The following is a 16826-nucleotide window of genomic DNA, read 5'->3' on the forward strand; positions in this document are numbered from 1 at the left end:
GGGCAGGAATCCACGTGGATTCCTGCCCTCTTCGCGCTTCTTGCAGGGACTGCTCTCGTCAGCCCGATAGTGCTCCGGCTGGGCGGTGCTCCCGCTCCAGTGCGGACGCCGCGTCTGCGTACATGATTTCCTTGACGGCGCCCAGCGTGCCCGGGTATTCCGGCAGGTGGTTACCGGCCAGCTGCACCGCTCGTTCCACGAGTTGCTCCACCGGCACTGCCTCGTCCACCAGTCCGGCGGCCGCGGCCTGGTCGCCGTCGAAGCGCCGCCCGGTCAGCATGGCGTCGCGCGCCTGCGCTGGGCTGAGCTTGGACTGCACCAGGGCGGCCATGCCTTCGGTGAAGGCGATGCCGATATTCACTTCGGGGAAGCAGAAGAAGCCGCGTTCGGTACGCATCACCCGGTAGTCGTGGGCCATGGCCAGCAGCGCTCCACCGCCGAAGGCATGGCCGTTGATGGCAGCCGCGGTGGGCAGGGGCAGCGTGAGCACCCGCCGGTACAGCGCCTGCAGCGGACGCAAGTAGTCAGGGTCGAGTTCCACTGGGCCGTCGGCTTCGGCGACGTCTAGGCCGTTGGAGTAGAACTTGCCCGTGCCGGTGGTCACCAGCGTGGTGGCCGGCGAAGCGAGCAGCTCATCGAGCAGGGTGCCGACTTCGAGCAGCCAGCTGGTGCTTTGGCGGTTTTCATCCGCACCCAGGTCCAGGATGGCGGTGCTATCGATGTATTCCAGGCTAGGCATTGGCGCCTTCCTTGGCCGGTGCGAGCGGGCGGATGTTGCGCTTGAGGATCTTGCCGGCCGCGTTGCGCGGCAGCTCCTGGGTGATTTCCACGCTGCGCGGCACCTTGTAGTTGGCCAGCCACTTGCGGCAGTGGGAGATCACGTCCTGCTCGGTGAGCTGCGAGCCAGACAGCACCTCGACGACCGCGTGCGCTACCTCGCCCATCCGGTCATCGGGACGGGGGAGCACCGCGCAGGCAAAAACACCGTCCAGCGAGCCGATGGTGTTTTCCACCTCGGCCGGGTACACGTTGAACCCGCCCACGGTGAACATGTCCTTGATCCGGTCCACAATGCTCAGGTAGCCCTCTTCGTTGAGCTTGCCCATGTCCCCGGTGTGCAGCCAGCCTTCGGCGTCAACTGCCTTGGCGGTGGCTTCCGGGTCATCAAGGTAGCCGAGCATGACGTTTTCTCCGCGGACCAGCACCTCGCCTGCGGTGCCCGCCGGGAGGTCGCGTCCGTCGGTGTCCACCACGCGCACCTCGAAGCCGGCGGTGGGCCGGCCGGCGGTGGTAGTGACGGTGTGCGCGCTGTCGTCCGCGCTGCACATGGTGACCACCACGGCCTCACTCAGCCCATAGGCAGTGGTCAGCTGCTGAACCTGGGCTTCGGTGCGCAGGCGTTCGAGCAACCGGTCCGGGACCATGGCGGAGCCGAGCACGGCCAGGCGCCAGTTGGTCTCCGCCACGGCCGGGAAATTCGGGTGGTCGAGGATTGACTGGTGGATTGTCGGGGCGCCGGGGATGACGCTGATCTTCTCCTCGCGCAGCAGGCGAACCGTCTCGTCCAGGTCGAAGGTCGCCATGGGGTAGATGGCCGCGCCGGTGGCCAGGCAGACCATGATCCCGACCTTGTAGCCGAAGGTGTGGGAGAACGGGCTCACCACAAGGTAGCGGTCTTCTTCGGTGATCTGCGCGTGGTCGGCCCAGGCGTAGCTGACGCCCAGGGACTGGCGGTGCGCGGAGATCACGCCCTTGCTGCGCCCGGTGGTTCCGGAAGTGAAGAAGAGATCCGCGATGTCTTCTGGGGAAACTTGAGCGGCGCGATCAGCGACCACGGACGGATCGGTGCTACGGCCGGCGGCCAGGTATTCGTCCCAGCCCTCCAGCGGAAGCACTGCGGTGCCCTCCGAGGCGCCGGAGGCCCAACTAGGCAGGCTGACCAGGGTCTTCAACTTCGGCAAGCCGGGGACCAGATGGGCCTCGTCGATGTAGCCGAGGTGCGCGGCGCCCTCGACGAGCAGGCGGGTATAGGAGGTGTCCAGGAAGCCTTCGGCCACGAACAAGACCCGGGCCTCCGCCCGGGAGAGGATCTGGTGCGCTTCGACGCCGCGGTAGCGAGAGTTCAGCGGCACCATGGCGGCGCCGACGCTGGTGGCCGCGAGTGCTGCGATCACCCAGCGCGCGCTGTTCGGTGCCCAGATGGCGACCTTGTCACCGTGCTTCACTCCGCTGGCGATGAGCGCCGCGGAGGCCTGGCGGATCTGCTCGGCCAGTTCGGCGAAGCTCAGGCGCATCGGCCCGTCGACCAGCGCCTCCCTGTCGGTGAAATGCTCGGCGGCATAGGCCACCAGAGCGGGGATGGTTTGCGGTTGATCATGGCTCTGCATGCTCGTGGCTCCCTTGTCTCTTCGCAGCACCGTCCCCAACTGGTGGGACGCTCTGTGTTGGCGTAATCGAGCTCAATGTCCACCGCGTAGCCCGGTTTAGGGGCCAGCGGGGAAATAGTTCGAGGCTACTGAGGATGGGGATGCTCTGAGCAGGGTGTCCCGGTGGGCGGGAGTGCCGGTGCAGCAGGGAGAACGTCGGGAGCCGCAGGTGGCAGCTTGTCGGCCTAGGCCACGATCCCGTCGAGGAACAGGGCACTGCAATCGGCCGTGAGCTGGTCCAGCGTGTACTTCTTGGACGGGGTGAACCAGCGGGCGGTCAGCCACAAGGAATCACGGATCAACCGGTGCGCTACCTGGGCATCCAGGTCTTTCTTGAACACGCCGGAGGCGATGCCCTGTTCGATGACGTCCACCCAGAGCTTGGCGATGTCGCTGCTGATCGCGCGTGCACCGGTCGACTTGGGCAGCTTCTGGATGTACGCGACTTCGTTCTGGTAGATCTGCGTGGCGTGGGGGAAGTCGCGGATGATTTCCAGGGTGATGCGGATCAGCTGGTTCAGCGCCTCGCGGGGTTCGGTGCCCGATTCGGTGGCGTTGCGGTAGCGCCCCTGCAGTTCCTGCAGGAATTCGGTCAGGATTTCCTCGACCATCTCGTCCTTGGACGCGAAGTGGTGGTAGAGGCTGCCGGAGAGCATGCCCACCGAAGCCGAGATCTCGCGCACCGAGGTGCCGCCGATGCCCTGCTCGGAGAAAAGTCGCGCAGCGTTGTCGAGGATGACAGTCCGTCGGGCCGGTGTGGTCTTTTCAGCCATGTTTCGCTCTTTCGCAGAAGGTGAAGGTCAAGATGCAGGATGTGTTGCTTGGGCGCGGCGGTCGCGGCAAAGTCGAATTCCATCCTAACAACAAACCAAGCGCTCGTTCCCGGCACCCGAGCCGTCCCGTCTACCGGGATACAGCGCCCAGCCCCCAAAAGTCCTGGATGTAATGGTGGGGGAGTGGACCGACCGCCCCGTCTTTCCCCGAAGGAGCAGCACATGAGGAACTGGACCCACCACTACGCTCGCATCAATGGCATCCAGATGCACTACGTGGAAGAAGGCCAGGGCCCGCTGGTTCTCCTGCTGCATGGCTTCCCGCACACCTGGTTCAGCTGGCGCCACCAGATCAGCGCGCTCGCCGCGGACGGCTACCGGGTGGTGGCCCCGGACCTGCGCGGCATGGGCCAGACCGAAGCCCCCGGGGAACTCGCGGCCTACCGGGCTGATGTCATCACCGCCGATCTGGTGGGCCTGCTCGACCACCTGGGTGAACCGCAGGCGGTGGTCTCCGGCATCGACTACGGCATGTTTGCAGCCTACGACCTAGCCGCCGAGCACCCGGACCGCGTGCGCGCGCTAATTGGCCTGCAGTACTCCGGCCTGCCTCACTACGACTCGCTGCCTTCGCAGACCGAGATCGAACGCGGCAAGGAGGCGTTCAACCACATGGCCTACTACCATGTGGATCCGCAGGGCGCCCGCGCAGACTACGACGCGCACCCGCGCGAGATCATCGCCAAGATTTTCCACGTGCTCTCCACCGACGGGGACTTCGCCGCAGTGCACGCCAACCCGCCTGGCACGCCCTACCGCCAGGCGCTGCCGCAGCCGCCGGCCCTGCCCTGGTCCTGGCTGGGCGAGTGGGAACTGGAAGCCTATGTCAGCGACTTCGCGCGCAGCGGATTTGGCGGCGGCATCAACTGGTACCGGGTGGCGGACCTGAACTGGGAATACCGCAACACCCGCGCGGCCGGGAAAAGCACGGTGCCCTACTACTTCCTGGGCTCGGAAACCGACCTGCAGCTCGCCGAACAGTACGGCGACGGCATCCAAGCGCAGCTCCACGCCCAGCACGAGGACGTGCGCCTGGTGGCCACAGTGCCCGGCGGCGGCTACCTGATCGCGATGGAGCGCGCCGCCGAGGTCACCGCGAACTTCCTTGCATTCCTCCACGATATGGACCGGGTAAGCGTCTAATCCGCAAGCGCACCTAGAATTGCCATCGAGGCGATGAGGAGGCTGCATGCAGTGGATTGAGGCGGCACTTGTCCGTGGCGGAACGAGCAAGGGCATGTTTTTTGCCGAGGACTGGCTCCCGGAAGGGCGCGAGGCCCGGGACCGGGTATTCGCCGCGGCGCTGGGCTCCCCGGACCGCTTCGGCCGCCAGCTGGACGGGATGGGCGGAGGCATTTCCTCGCTGTCCAAGGTCATAGTGGTCTCCCGCTCGCAACGCGAGGGAGTGGACCTGGACTACACCTTCGGCCAGGTCGCGGTGGATACCGGGGTGACCGACTACGCGGGCAACTGCGGCAACCTGTCCTCCGGGGTGGTGCCCTTTGCCCTGGAAGCCGGGCTGCTCCAGGCCAACGATGGCCACCAGGACTTCACGCTGTTCAACACGAACACCTCGAAGATCGTCCAGGTGAGACTGGCAGTCACCGATGGGCGCGCCTCCGTGGAGGGTGAGCTGTCGCTGCCCGGGGTGCATGGCGCCGGTGCGCCAATTGAATTGGGCTACCCCGACCCGTCCGGCAGCCGCAGCGCAGGGCTATTGCCCTCCGGCAATCCGGTGGACCTGCTGCAGGTGGAAGGGCTGGAGTATCCGGTGAGCCTGGTGGACGCGGCGCTGCCGACGGTGGTCATCGAGGCCGCGCGGCTGGGCCTGGACGGCACCGAAAGCCCGGAAAGCATCGACGCGAACAAGCCGGTGTTGGTGTTGCTGGAGAAGATCCGCCGGGCCGGGGCAGTGGCCATGGGACTATGCTCCAATCCCGACGACGCGGCGCAGGTCACACCCAAGATCGTGCTGGCCGCCGCGCCGGCGCCGGCAAAGCTGCTGGACGGCTCGCTGAGCCCGGCCTCGGACTGCGACCTGCTGGTCAGGGTGATCTCCATGGGGCAGACGCACAAGGCCGTTCCTGGCACGGGGGCGATGTGCCTGGCGGCGGCCGCACAGATTCCCGGAAGCATCGCCGCAACGCTGTCCGGTGGCCTACCCAGCGACGTCATCCGGTTGGGCACCCCTTCCGGCGCGGTGTCCGCCGCAGCGCATTTCAACGGCGCCGGACAGCTGGAGCACACCTCGCTGCTGCGCACCGCGAGGATCCTGATGAAGGGATTCGTGCAGCTGCCGCGATAGCCATCTAACGGCAACTGCACGAACTGCCCGTAATGAACTGCTAACCGATGCTGCTCAGCGGCAGCAGCCGCTCGCGGTCCACCGCGTACGGGGAGCTGCCATCCGGCAGCGAACCGTGCTGGTCATTGGGCTCCATCACGCAGTGGGTGCGCCCGTAGACCGTGTACATGCACTTGTTGCAGTGGATGCAGCGGCTGGTGACCGTGGAATCCTCGCGGATCCGGTTGGCCAGGTCCGGCTCGCGCAGCAGCCCGCGGCCCATGGCCACGAAGTCGAAGCCCTCGCGCATGCCGGTGTCGATGTGCTCGCGGCTGGTGATGCCGCCGAGCAGGATCAGCTTGGTGTGCTTCATGACCGGCACGAACTGCCGGGCGGCATCCAGCATGTACAGGTCCTTGTACGGGAAGCTGCCCAGAGCGAGCTTGCCGAACAACCGCACTCCGGTCTTCATCGGCTCCTTCACCACGGCGGCGAAGTCCGAGACCGGCACGTCACCGCGGAACAGGTACATCTGGCGGATGATCGAGGACCCCTGGGTCAGCTCGATGGCATCCAGGTTCCGGTCCTCGTCCAGCAGCTGCGCGGTGCGGATCGAGTCATTGAGCCAGATGCTGCCCGGCAGCCCGTCGTCCATGCTGATCTTGGCAATGACAGCGATCTTGTCCCCGACCACCTCGCGCACGCGCTGGGCAATCTCGCGTACGAAGCGCGAGCGGTTCTCGATGCTGCCGCCGTACTCGTCCTTGCGCCGGTTCAGCAGTGTGGAGAGGAAGGAACTGGGCAGGTAGTTGTGCCCGAAGTGCAGCTCCACGGCGTCGAAGCCAGCCTGCACCGCGATCCGCGCCGCCGCCCCGAACTGCTCGATGACTTCGGTGATTTCCTCGCGGCGGATGGCTCGGCAGTATTCCATTGAGGAGGGGTTCACGAACCTGCTCGGCCCCATGGAGGTCACGCCGGTGATTTTCTTGGAAGCGACCATGCCTGCATGGCCCAGCTGCGCGCTGATCGCCCCGCCTTCGGCATGGATCGCATCGGTCAGCTGCCGCAGCCCGGGCAGCGCCTGCTCGCTCATCAGGATCTGCCCCGGCGCCGAGGCGCCTTCCGGGGACACGCAGCAGTAGGCCACGGTGGTCATCGCCGCGCCGCCGCGGATGAAGTCCAGGTGGAAATCGATCAGGTCGTCGGTGACCAGGCCCTTGGGGGAGCGGCCTTCGGAGGTGGCGGCCTTGATGATGCGGTTTCGCAGCGTCACCGGGCCCAGGGTGGTCGGGGCAAATGGGTCGGGATTGGTGGTGATCATGCTCGTCCTTTCCGCGGCACGAGGCCGGGTGGTGGGATAGGGAACAGCAAACGAAGGCAAAGGGGCTCCCACCATGGTGCTGACCGTGGTGGGAGCCCCTTGCCGGGTGCGCCGAGGCGTCCTAGACGGCGTCTTCGACTAGCGCTTCGCCGATGACCGGCTCCACGCGCGACTTGATTTCCAGCTTTCCGTCGCGCACTGCGTCGTCGATGCTCTGGCTCAATGACGCGCAGCTCAGCGCGGTGGTGCCGCAGACGCTGTCGCGGTCATCGGCGGTGGCTTCGGCGAAGCGGGGGCACGAGGTTGCCGCATCACTGACCCACTGCACACTGGTGTGCGGGATGCTGTATTTCTCCACCAGGACGGCGGTCCCGCACTGCTGGCAATCGATCTGTTTCATGAGGTGCTCCTCGCTGGCCCTGGTTCCGGGCCAATAGTACTTTTTTCCCCTGCAGCATTGCTCCGGGTGCGTGGTGTGTCGGCTAGGGCTAGGCCTTGGCCTTGGTGGGATCCTGCTCCGGAACGATGCCCCTGGCCACGTTCTCCGCGACCTCGACCTTCCAGGTTTCCAATGCCTTGGTGGTGTCCACCTCGAACTCGAAGCGGGCGACCATGTCCTCGGTGATGTCCTCTACATCCACGAAGAACTGCTCGTACCAGCGGCGCAACTGGTATACCGGGCCGTCCTCAGCGGTCAGCAGCGGGTTCTCGATGCGGGTCTTGTGCTTCCAGATCTCCACGTCCTGCTTGAACTGGGTCTCGACGCCTTCGGTGAACATCTCGGCCATGCCGTCAGCTTGCTCCTGGGTGACTCCGTCGATGGTGTGCACGGTCGTGCCGAACATCAGCACGAAGGAATCCTGCGAGATCGGGTAGTGGCAGTTAACCAGCTTGGTCTCAACGGTGGTGTCCCCAGCAACGGTGTACACGGTGTCCAGCATGAAAGAGGGGCCGTAATAAGCGGCATCGGAGATGGTCTCCGAGTCCGGCATGTCCAGCTGCACGCCGGTGTGGATGTCGTCACGACCGGTCGAGCGCATGTGCTGAGCGGCGACGTGGCCTTCGAAGATGTTCTTGAAGTACTGCGGCATCTGGTAGTGCACGTAGAAGAAGTGGGCCATGTCCACCACGTTGTCCACGATCTCGCGGCAGTTCGATCCCTCGACCAGGAAGGTGTTCCAGGACCAGTCGCTCCACTCGGAAGTGCCGAAGCCCGGGATCTCCGGAATAGTCACGTCGGCCGGGGGCGGGTTACCCTGCGGGTCGTTCCAGACGAACAGCAGGCCGTTGACCTCCATGGTTTCCCAGGCTGCGGTGCGGGCGCGCAGTGGCACGCGCTGCGCGTACGGCACGTCCTTGCACTTGCCGTCGCCGCCCCAGCGCCAGTCGTGGAACGGGCATGAGATCTCGTCGCCCTTGACTTCGCCCTTGGACAGGTCGCCTCCCATGTGGCGGCAGAAGGCATCCAGCACATTGAGCTTGCCTTTGGTATCGGCCCAGATGACTACCTTGGTGCCAAAGACCTTCACGGTGTGAGGCTTGCCGTCGCGGAAGTCCTCGGAACGGCCCAGGCAATGCCAGCCGCGCGCGAATCGAGTCGGATTACTTCCCGCGTCGATAAGGCGGACTTCGTCGAACTGCTCGGAATCGGTGACTTCGGTCATGTCAATGGACATGGCTTCTCCTATTCGTAGGTGTGGTGCCGGCGATTCGTGGTGTTTCGCCGTAGGGTAGCTGCGCACCGATGGCAGGGCCATCATCGGTGAAGGCCTGTAGGTGCAGCGAGCCGGGGGTCTTTCAGGGTTGCTCAGCGCATGAGCACTTGCCCGCCGTCCACCGGCAGGGAATGCCCGGTGATGTAGCGGGAGTTTTCCGAGCAGAGGAACACGACCGCCGGGCCGATGTCCTTCTCGGTGTCGCCCATGCGCCCGAGCGGAATTGTCGCCATGTACTCGCGGGCTTCCGCCGGGTTGATGCGCTCCCAATGCTCGAGTGAGGGCGAAGTGGCCAGCGGAAGAATTGCGTTGACCCGAATGCCGTCGGCTGCCCATTCGCAGGCCGCCGTGCGAGTCAGCACGCGGATCGCTTCCTTGGCAGCCGCGTAGCCGCCGTAGCCGGTAGGGTTCCACCGCACGCCGGCGGCCGAACCCAGGTTCACAATGGCGCCATTGCCCTGCAGGTGCCGGTGGCAGGCGCGCATCAGGCGCCAGGTGGCCAGCGGCCCGGATTCCATGCCGCGCAGGTAGTCCTGCTCGGGCAGGTCCAGCAGCTGTCCGTGCACGGTGGTCTGCGCATTGTTAACCAGGATGGACAGCGAGCCGAAATGGTCGACGACCTCCCCGACCAGCTTTTCGATCTGCTCCGGATCAATGACATCGCACGTGAACGCGTGGGCGTCGCCACCCTCGGCACGGATCTGGGCGGCCGCGTCTTCCACCTTCTGCGCGGTGCGCCCGGCGAGCGCTACACTTGCTCCTTCGAACGCCAGCGCGCGGGCGATGCCGCGGCCAATGCCTTGGCCTGCTCCGGTGATCAAGGCCACCCGGCCGTCGAGTACACCCAATGCCTGCTCCTTTTTGTTGCCAACACTTCCGCACTCAGTGTGCCAAGCGAATGTGACCGGGATCTCTTCATATCCCACTGTTTGGGACTTTGCTCGGAGCGGTTTCCCGAACGGCAACATACTGATTCCACGTTCGGGGACCAGAGCCTGCGCGAACCGGGGAGAAAGCCCCGGGGCACCACCGATACACCACGGGCGTACATCACTCACACGCAAAGAATAGGAATCGCCATGACCATGTCCGGGCGGCATGACCCACCGAAAACGGCCAAGTTCCCTGGCTACGCGAAAGTCGTCAGCGTCCTGCTGGTCGCCGAGTTCGTCGGCACCTTTGAATCAGCGATGATCTTCATCGCGTTGCCCAGCATGATGCATGAGTTCAACGTCGATACGGCCGCGATCGGCTGGGCAGCGACGGCCTTCTTGCTGGTGGCCGCCGCTTCCGCGGCCGTCTGCGGCCGTCTGGGCGACATGTACGGGCGCAAGAAGCTGCTGGCAATCGTGCTGGCCATCTCCGTGGTCGGATCGATCATCAGCTTCACCTTCGGCTCGCTGGAAGGCGTGATCCTGGGCCGTGCGCTGCAGGGCGTGGCCGGGGCCACCTTGCCGCTGTGCCTGGGCCTGGCCCGCCAGGAGCTGCCACAGGACAAGGTGCCGAATGTGATCGCGCTGATCGCCGGGTCCTCGTTCCTGGCCGGCGCCGGCGGCAACCTGATTGCCGGCGTGCTGCTGCAGCTGGGCAACTGGAAGGCGCTATTCGTCGTCTCCGGAATCATGGGCGCCGTTGCCGCGCTGATGGTTGTTTTCCTGCTGAAGTCTTCTCCCCTTGCACGAGGCCCGGTGCGCGGCATCGACTACGTCGGTGGGCTGCTGTTCGCCCCGGCTGTTGCACTGGTCCTCTACGGCCTGACCAACGCCAGCGCTTGGGGGCTGCTGGACGGCAAGACCCTGGGCTTCGTGCTCGGCGGCCTGGCAGTCGCCGCGATCTGGGTCTGGTGGGAGCTGCGGGTGCAGAACCCGATGATCAACCTGCGCCTGATGAAGAGCAACAAGATGGCGCTGACCCAGCTGTGCACCGCCGTGCTGGGCATCGGCCCGCTGGTGGCCGTGGGCATCCTGACCCCGCTGATCCTGCTGGCGCCCGCGACTGATCCGGCCGGCCTGGGCGTATCGCCGGCAGTTGGCGGACTGGTCATCTTCAGCGCCGCGACCCTGAGCTTTATCGGCTCGCCGTTCAGCGGCAAGGTCGCCGCCGCCGTGGGCGCCCGCCGTGCCCTGCTGATCGGCATCGTGATCAGCTTCATCGGCTACTCGATGATGTTCTGGGCGGATAACACGCTGTTGACCTTCATCATCAACACCTACGTGATCGCCATCGGCGTCATGTTCGCCTACACCGCGTTCCCGAATCTGGTCGCCGAGTCCGTGCCGCTGGAGAACACCAGCGAGGGCATGGGCATCAATACGGTCACGCGCACCATCTTCATGGCCGTGGGCACCACGGTGCTGACCATGGCGCTGGCCTCTTCGACGGTCGAGGGGACCACGGTCTCCACCGAAGCCGGGTTCAACACCGCCTACATCATCATCTCTGCCAGCTGTGTGGTGGCCTTCTTCCTGGCGCTGCGCATCAAGGATGCGCCGCGCACCGAAGCCTCTGACCCGCAGGATACCGCGGAAGCCCGCGTAGCCGGCGCCTAGCGACCGCACCATTTATCCGGGGCAGGGATCTGCCTGCCCCGCCATATGCCGCCGCCCCGGCGGGTTCAATGCTGCGAACCCGCCGGGGCGGGGACCCGTCCGCCGGTGGTGCATTCAACAAATCTCGCGCGCCGTTGCGGACTTTCTTGCAGTACGCATTACCCAGCGCCCGGCGTCCGGGCGCTGTCCTAACCATGCACTGGCAACAGAAAAGGAAACACAATGGCGTCGTTTCTAGATAGGCAAGACCCCTCAGCCATCCGCTCCAGCTATGCGAAGATCATCACCGTGCTGATCGCCACGGAGCTGGTGGGCACGTTCGAATCGGCGATGATTTTCATCGCCTTCCCCAGCCTGATGGCCGAATTCCAAACCGATGCGGCCACCGCGGGCTGGGCCGCCACCTCCTTCCTGCTGGTCGCCGCTGCCTCCGCCGCGATCTGCGGCCGGCTGGGAGACATCTATGGGCGCAAGAAGATGCTGGTGATCGTCCTGTTCATTTCGGTGATCGGCTCGGTCATCAGCTTCACGGCCGGCTCCATCGAAGGGGTCATCCTGGGACGTGCCTTCCAGGGCGCGGCCGGCGCGACGCTGCCGTTGGGCCTGGGCATCGCCCGCGCGGGCATCGAGAAGGACAAGGTTCCCGGAGCCATCGCGCTGGTCGCCGCGGTGTCCTTCATCGCCGGCGCCGGTGGCAGCCTGGTGGCAGGCGTGCTGCTGGACCTGGGCAACTGGCAGGGGCTATTCATGGTCTCCGGCATCCTGGGCCTGATCGCGGCCGTCATGGCCATGGCTATGCTGGACCGCTCCACCGGGCTGAGCACCGAACGCAAGAAGGTCGACTACATCGGCGGCCTGCTCTTCGCCCCGGCCATCGCATTGGTGCTCTACGGCGTCTCGAACTCCGCAGCCTGGGGCATCACCGATGCCCGCACCGTGCAGTTCGTGCTCGGCGGTCTGGCTGTCGCGGCCATCTGGATCTGGTGGGAGCTGCGTATCGATAACCCGATGATCAACCTGCGCCTGCTGAAGACCAACAAGATGGCGCTGACCCAGCTGGCCACCGCGATCCTGAGTGTCGGCCCGCTGGTCGCCATACAGATCGTCGGCCCGATGATCATGCTTTCCCCGGCCGGTCCCGGGGTGGGCCTGGGCCTGTCGCCGAGTATCGGAGGACTGGTCATCTTCGGCGCCGCATCCGTGGCGTTCATCTGCTCGCCGATCAGCGGCAAGATTGCCGCGAAGGTCGGCGCCCGCCGTTCGCTGCTGATCGGCGTGGTCATCTGCGTGATCGGCTACGGGGCGCTGTTCTGGGCGCAGTACAGCGTGCTGGCCTACATCATCGCGGTCAATGTGGTGTTCATTGGCACCATGTTCGCCTACACCGCATTCCCGAATCTGGTCGCCGAGTCCGTGCCGGTGGAGAACACCAGCGAGGGCATGGGCATCAACACGGTAACCCGCACCATCTTCATGGGCGTGGGCACCACGGTGATCACCATGGCGCTGGCTTCCTCCACCGTGGAGGGCACCGGGGTGCCGAGCGAGTCAGCCTACACCCTGACCTACGTGATCATCCTGGCCACCAGCCTGGTTGGCTTCGTGGTGTCCTGGCTGATCCGCGGCAAGAACAACGTGCAGGCGGCCGCCGGTGACGAGAAACTGGTCGGAGCCGTCGAAGGATAGGCACCTGAGCATCCGAAGGCAAATGGCCGGGGAGGGAACCAACGTTCGGTTCCCTCCCCGGCCTGTATTCTCGCGGCGTACCGCTCTCAGGCGCCGTTGCGCCTGATCAGCGCGGCCAGCGCCTGCCCGCCGCCGATGCACAGGGTGATGACCGCATAGGTGAGGTCGCGGCGCACCAGGTCCTTGGCAGCGCGCAGGGTGAGGATGGCGCCGGTGGCGCCGATCGGGTGTCCCAAAGCGATGGCCCCGCCGTACGGGTTCACCCGTGACGGATCCAGCTTGGCATCCCGGATCACTGCCAATGCCTGCGCGGCGAAGGCCTCGTTGACCTCGAAGGTGTCGATGTCCTGCGGGGAGAGTCCGGTTTCGGCGAACAGCTTGTGCAGGGCCAGGGTTGGGGCATAACCCATGTAGGCAGGGTCCAGCGCCGCGGTGGTGACATGTTCAATGGTGGCCAGGGAACGCAAACCGTGTTCCTGCACAGTGGACTGCCTGGCCAGCAGCACCGCGGCAGCCCCGTCGTTGATGCCCGAGGCATTGCCCGCGGTCACGCTGCCGTCCTTCCTGAAGGCCGGCTTGAGCAGCGACAGACTTTCCGCCGTGGTGTCCGGGCGTGGATGCTCGTCGATGCTGACGGTCACCGGGTTGCGCCCGCCGGTGGTGACCTCCGTGATTTCTTCGGCAAAGGCCGCCAAGGCTTCTGGGGTGCCGGAGCGGCGCTGGCTATCGGCGGCGAAAGCGTCCTGCTGCTCGCGGCTGATGCCGTATTTGTCCGCCACGTTTTCCGCGGTGACACCCATGTGCTGACCGGAGAACGGGTCGGTGAGCATGGCCACGGTGCCGTCCAGCACCGTGCGATTGCCCAGCCGGGAGTTGCCGCGGGCGTCGTAATCGAGGAACGGCATGCGGGACATGGACTCGGCGCCGCCGGCAAGGATGAATTGCGCACCACCCCAGGCCAGCTGCTGGGCGCCGGACCAGATGGCCTGAAGCCCGCTGCCGCATAGCCGGTTGACGGTGAAGGCGGGCGTGGAGTCGGGCAGCCCCGCGCCGAGGGCCACGCGCCGGGCCAGATAGGCGTCGGGGCCAACCTGGCCCACGCAGCCCATGATGACCTCGTCAACCTGCTGGGCAGAAACCCCGCTGCGTGCCAGCGCCTCGCGGGCCGCCACCTGGCCCAGCTCATGGGCCGGCACCGAATTCAAGCTTCCGCCGTAGCGGCCTACGGGGGTGCGTGCGCCGTCGAGAATGGCGATCTTTTCTGTAGACAAAACGGCTTCCTTAGATCCTGGTAGTTAATGCAGGCCCACGGCCATGCCACATGCCTGCCACGTTACAAAAAAGTCCTAGTGGAGGACTCGTGCTGATCCCGTTCTCCGGGATCCTTTCGGCGCGGCCGGACGGAGCTGGGCGAACATGGAGGGCGGGGCCCCTCACCGGGTCCGCGGCGGCGACCCGGATGTTTCCGGAGCAAGGATTTTCATGTTCTCCGATTTGGCGTTCTTCTCCTTCGTCCAGCTGGACGATGCCTCGTTGCATAGGGCGTACAACCGTTGGCATCAGCTGGACCACCGCCCCGAGAACCTGGCACTGCCAGGCGTGGCTTGGGGAGACCGCTGGGCGCGGGTGCGTGAGCAGGATTCCGCGCACGTGGCGGATTCGGAGTTTGCGGACACCGACTTCGTGGCCATGTACTGGTTCCGGGATCCGGTTCAGCAGAGCGTGGATGCCTGGGACCGCCTGGGCGAAGCGTCATTCCAGTGGGGCCGAGGCCCGATCATCACGGGCGTCGAGCGCAAGCTGCTGGCCTTCTTCCGCCCGGTCAGGGGATACTCCGCGCCGCACGCGTTGGTCAGCCCGGACGTGCTGCCGTTCCGCCCGAATCAGGGCACGCACATTACGCTCACCCGCTACCCGGAACCGCACGGTCTGGACGCGCATGACAGCTTCCGCTGGGAAGACACCGAGCTGATGCCGGAACTGCTGAAGGTTCCCGGGGTTGCTGGCGGCTGGACCTTCTCCTTCAGCCACGCCCAGCAGCACACCACGCTGCCCTTCGCAGACACCGTCAGCCACCAGCCGGGAGAATTGCGGATCCGCCTGCTGTACCTGGACGGAGAACCGGAGGGCACCGGCGCCGCGATCCGCGCCGCCGAACAGCTATTCGCCGCCGACCCCTCGGCGCCAAAGGCAGGAGAAGTCCTCTTCTCCTCGACACTGAGCACAATCATTCCTTGGAGGGACTGGTGAAAAACATCGAAGAGCGCCTGCAGGCGCTGGAAGACCGGGCCGAAATCCTGGACCTGATCGCAAGTTACGGCCCGTTCGCCGATTCCGGCAACGGCCAGGCCATCGAGAGGCTCTGGGCCGAAGGGGGAACGTACTCCTTCGACACCACCACGCTGGAGTACGACGACCTGGCAGGACTGGTTGAATTCGACACCCACAAGGACTTCATGGCCGCCGGCTGCGCGCACGTCGGCACTGCGCCATCGCTGCGCATCGACGGAGACACCGCGGTGGCCACCAACCACTCGCTGGTCTTCGCCCGCCGCGGCGAGCCCTGGACCGCCGAACGCGTCAGCGCCAACCGCTGGGAGTTCATCCGCACCGCCGAGGGCTGGAAGGTATCCAAGCGCGAGAACCGCCTGCTGACCGGCAGCGAATGGGCGCGCCAGCTGTTCGGCAACTAGCCGGAACCGCACCGAATCCGCCAATAGCGGTCATTAATTATCGACATTAACAAGGAATGCTCCCGGTCCAGGCCGGGAGCATTCCTTCAGTTCTACGCGCCGCTGTACTGCTCGAACCGCGTCAGAGGGGTTTCCCCGGACTCGGCCAGCCGCTGCAGGGTGGACAGGCGCGGGCCCAGGGCGCTGCCGAAGCGGATGTCCCAGTGCTCGAACTCTTCGGCGCCCAGTGCGCGGCGGGCGTGGTGGACCCAGTTCGGGTTGTCCAGCATTTCGCGACCCAAAAGCACGATGTCCGCGTCCTGATCCTCGATCATCCGGCTGGCCTGCTCCGGATCCACGATGAAGCCCACGCAGGCCACGACCGCATCGGTTTCAGCCTTGATGGCCCGGGCGAAGTCGGCATGGAAACCGAATCCGCGGCGCACGCGGGTGTCGCTGGACCGGTCGGTGGTGATGCCGCCGGAGGAGGTGTCGATGACGTCCACTCCGGCGGCGTTCGCGTGCCGGGAGAACTCGACGATGTCCTCGATGCCCAGGCCGCCGTCCGCCACGCCGTCCACCGAGGACACCCGGTAGGCCAGGATGACTTCCTCGCCGATGGCCTCGCGGACCGCGCGAATGACCTCCAGCGGGTAGCGCATGCGGCCGGCGGCATCCCCGCCGTAGCCGTCGCTGCGGGTGTTGGAAATGGGGGAGAGGAAGGAGTGCAGCAGGTAGCCGTGGGCGCCATGCAGCTCGATGTAGCGGAAGCCCGCCTCGGCGGCACGGCGCGCGGCCGAAGCCCACTGGGCCACCGACTCGGCGATCTCGGCCTCGCTCAGCTCGTGCGGCACCGGCCAATCCGGGCCGGCCGGCAAAGCCGAGGGGCCGACGGTCTGCCACGGCGGATTGCCCGCCTGGGCATCGATCTCATCCAGCGGGGCGCCGGCATGCCACGGCTCGCGCACCGAGGCACGGCGGCCTGCATGACCCAGCTGGATGCCGGGAACCGAACCGAGGGAGCCGAGCAGGCTCGCAATGCGGGCCATGCCCTCCACGTGGGCGTCGTCCCACACGCCCAAATCGAAATGGGAGATGCGGCCGCGCGGCTCGATAGCCGTTGCCTCGACAATGACCAGCCCCGCACCACCCAGTGCGAAGCGCCCCAGATGGGCCAGATGGAAGTCGCTGGCGAAGCCGTTAACCGCGGCGTACATGCACATGGGCGAAACACCGGCCCGCAGCGGCAGCGTGGTGCCGCGGATACTCAGGGGCGTAAAGAGCGCCCGGACCTCGGTGTTTGCTGTGCGCGTATCAGTAGACATGCCAGTACTCTATCG

General features: G+C 65.8%; 15 protein-coding genes. 6 read left to right on the forward strand and 9 right to left on the reverse strand.

What is annotated here, in order from left to right:
* Positions 1-58: 58 nt before the first annotated feature.
* The 3 genes from ACRDT3_RS15995 to ACRDT3_RS16005 all read right to left on the reverse strand — a co-directional run bounded on the left by ACRDT3_RS15995 (position 59) and on the right by ACRDT3_RS16005 (position 3199).
* A complete protein-coding gene (locus ACRDT3_RS15995) occupies positions 59-739 on the reverse strand; it encodes an enoyl-CoA hydratase/isomerase family protein (RefSeq protein WP_431493924.1) in 681 nt (226 codons plus the stop codon).
* The gene (locus tag ACRDT3_RS16000; protein WP_431493925.1) at positions 732-2387 is read right to left on the reverse strand and encodes an AMP-binding protein; all 1656 of its coding nucleotides are present in this window, start codon (positions 2385-2387) and stop codon (positions 732-734) included. The genes ACRDT3_RS15995 and ACRDT3_RS16000 overlap by 8 nt, the downstream gene beginning before the upstream one ends.
* 224 nt (positions 2388-2611) lie before the next feature.
* A complete protein-coding gene (locus tag ACRDT3_RS16005) occupies positions 2612-3199 on the reverse strand; it encodes a TetR/AcrR family transcriptional regulator (RefSeq protein WP_431493926.1) in 588 nt (195 codons plus the stop codon).
* Positions 3200-3421: 222 nt separating this feature from the next.
* Between ACRDT3_RS16005 and ACRDT3_RS16010 the strand changes: the two genes are divergently transcribed.
* Positions 3422-4402, forward strand: a complete 981-nt coding sequence (locus ACRDT3_RS16010) for an alpha/beta fold hydrolase (RefSeq protein WP_431493927.1) — start codon at positions 3422-3424, stop codon at positions 4400-4402.
* Between the two features lie 46 nt (positions 4403-4448).
* Positions 4449-5564 carry a PrpF domain-containing protein gene (locus tag ACRDT3_RS16015; protein ID WP_431493928.1) on the forward strand — a complete coding sequence of 372 codons (1116 nt, stop codon included), beginning with the start codon at positions 4449-4451 and terminating at the stop codon, positions 5562-5564.
* Between the two features lie 40 nt (positions 5565-5604).
* Here the strand turns inward: ACRDT3_RS16015 and ACRDT3_RS16020 are convergent, their stop codons facing one another.
* The 4 genes from ACRDT3_RS16020 to ACRDT3_RS16035 form a co-directional block, all read right to left on the reverse strand.
* A complete protein-coding gene (locus tag ACRDT3_RS16020; RefSeq protein WP_431493929.1) occupies positions 5605-6864 on the reverse strand; it encodes an NADH:flavin oxidoreductase in 1260 nt (419 codons plus the stop codon).
* A 121-nt stretch (positions 6865-6985) separates the two neighbouring features.
* Positions 6986-7264 carry a hypothetical protein gene (locus ACRDT3_RS16025; protein ID WP_431493930.1) on the reverse strand — a complete coding sequence of 93 codons (279 nt, stop codon included), beginning with the start codon at positions 7262-7264 and terminating at the stop codon, positions 6986-6988.
* 88 nt (positions 7265-7352) lie between these two features.
* The gene (locus ACRDT3_RS16030; RefSeq protein ID WP_431493931.1) at positions 7353-8540 is read right to left on the reverse strand and encodes a Rieske 2Fe-2S domain-containing protein; all 1188 of its coding nucleotides are present in this window, start codon (positions 8538-8540) and stop codon (positions 7353-7355) included.
* 131 nt (positions 8541-8671) lie between these two features.
* Complete coding sequence (locus tag ACRDT3_RS16035) at positions 8672-9427, reverse strand: SDR family NAD(P)-dependent oxidoreductase (protein WP_431493932.1); 756 nt, start codon at positions 9425-9427, stop codon at positions 8672-8674.
* Between the two features lie 231 nt (positions 9428-9658).
* Here ACRDT3_RS16035 and ACRDT3_RS16040 point away from each other — a divergent pair, with 231 nt between their 5' ends.
* Both ACRDT3_RS16040 and ACRDT3_RS16045 read left to right on the forward strand, forming a co-directional pair.
* Positions 9659-11128 (forward strand): MFS transporter, encoded by a 1470-nt coding sequence (locus ACRDT3_RS16040; RefSeq protein WP_431493933.1) that lies wholly within the window; start codon positions 9659-9661, stop codon positions 11126-11128.
* 222 nt (positions 11129-11350) lie between these two features.
* Complete coding sequence (locus tag ACRDT3_RS16045) at positions 11351-12814, forward strand: MFS transporter (RefSeq protein WP_431493934.1); 1464 nt, start codon at positions 11351-11353, stop codon at positions 12812-12814.
* 86 nt (positions 12815-12900) lie between these two features.
* Here ACRDT3_RS16045 and ACRDT3_RS16050 read toward each other — a convergent pair whose 3' ends face one another.
* Positions 12901-14085 carry a thiolase family protein gene (locus tag ACRDT3_RS16050; RefSeq protein ID WP_431493935.1) on the reverse strand — a complete coding sequence of 395 codons (1185 nt, stop codon included), beginning with the start codon at positions 14083-14085 and terminating at the stop codon, positions 12901-12903.
* A gap of 211 nt (positions 14086-14296) precedes the next feature.
* On the opposite strand from ACRDT3_RS16050, the gene ACRDT3_RS16055 reads away from it, so the two are divergent.
* Both ACRDT3_RS16055 and ACRDT3_RS16060 read left to right on the forward strand, forming a co-directional pair.
* Positions 14297-15064 carry a hypothetical protein gene (locus ACRDT3_RS16055; protein WP_431493936.1) on the forward strand — a complete coding sequence of 256 codons (768 nt, stop codon included), beginning with the start codon at positions 14297-14299 and terminating at the stop codon, positions 15062-15064.
* A complete protein-coding gene (locus ACRDT3_RS16060) occupies positions 15061-15507 on the forward strand; it encodes a nuclear transport factor 2 family protein (RefSeq protein WP_431493937.1) in 447 nt (148 codons plus the stop codon). The genes ACRDT3_RS16055 and ACRDT3_RS16060 overlap by 4 nt, the downstream gene beginning before the upstream one ends.
* Before the next feature lie 92 nt (positions 15508-15599).
* Here ACRDT3_RS16060 and ACRDT3_RS16065 read toward each other — a convergent pair whose 3' ends face one another.
* On the reverse strand, positions 15600-16811 hold the full coding sequence (locus ACRDT3_RS16065) for an NADH:flavin oxidoreductase/NADH oxidase (RefSeq protein ID WP_431493938.1): 1212 nt from the start codon (positions 16809-16811) through the stop codon (positions 15600-15602).
* Positions 16812-16826: the final 15 nt, after the last annotated feature.

It is taken from the genome of Glutamicibacter sp., assembly GCF_050701915.1.
In the GTDB taxonomy this organism is placed as follows: domain Bacteria; phylum Actinomycetota; class Actinomycetes; order Actinomycetales; family Micrococcaceae; genus Glutamicibacter.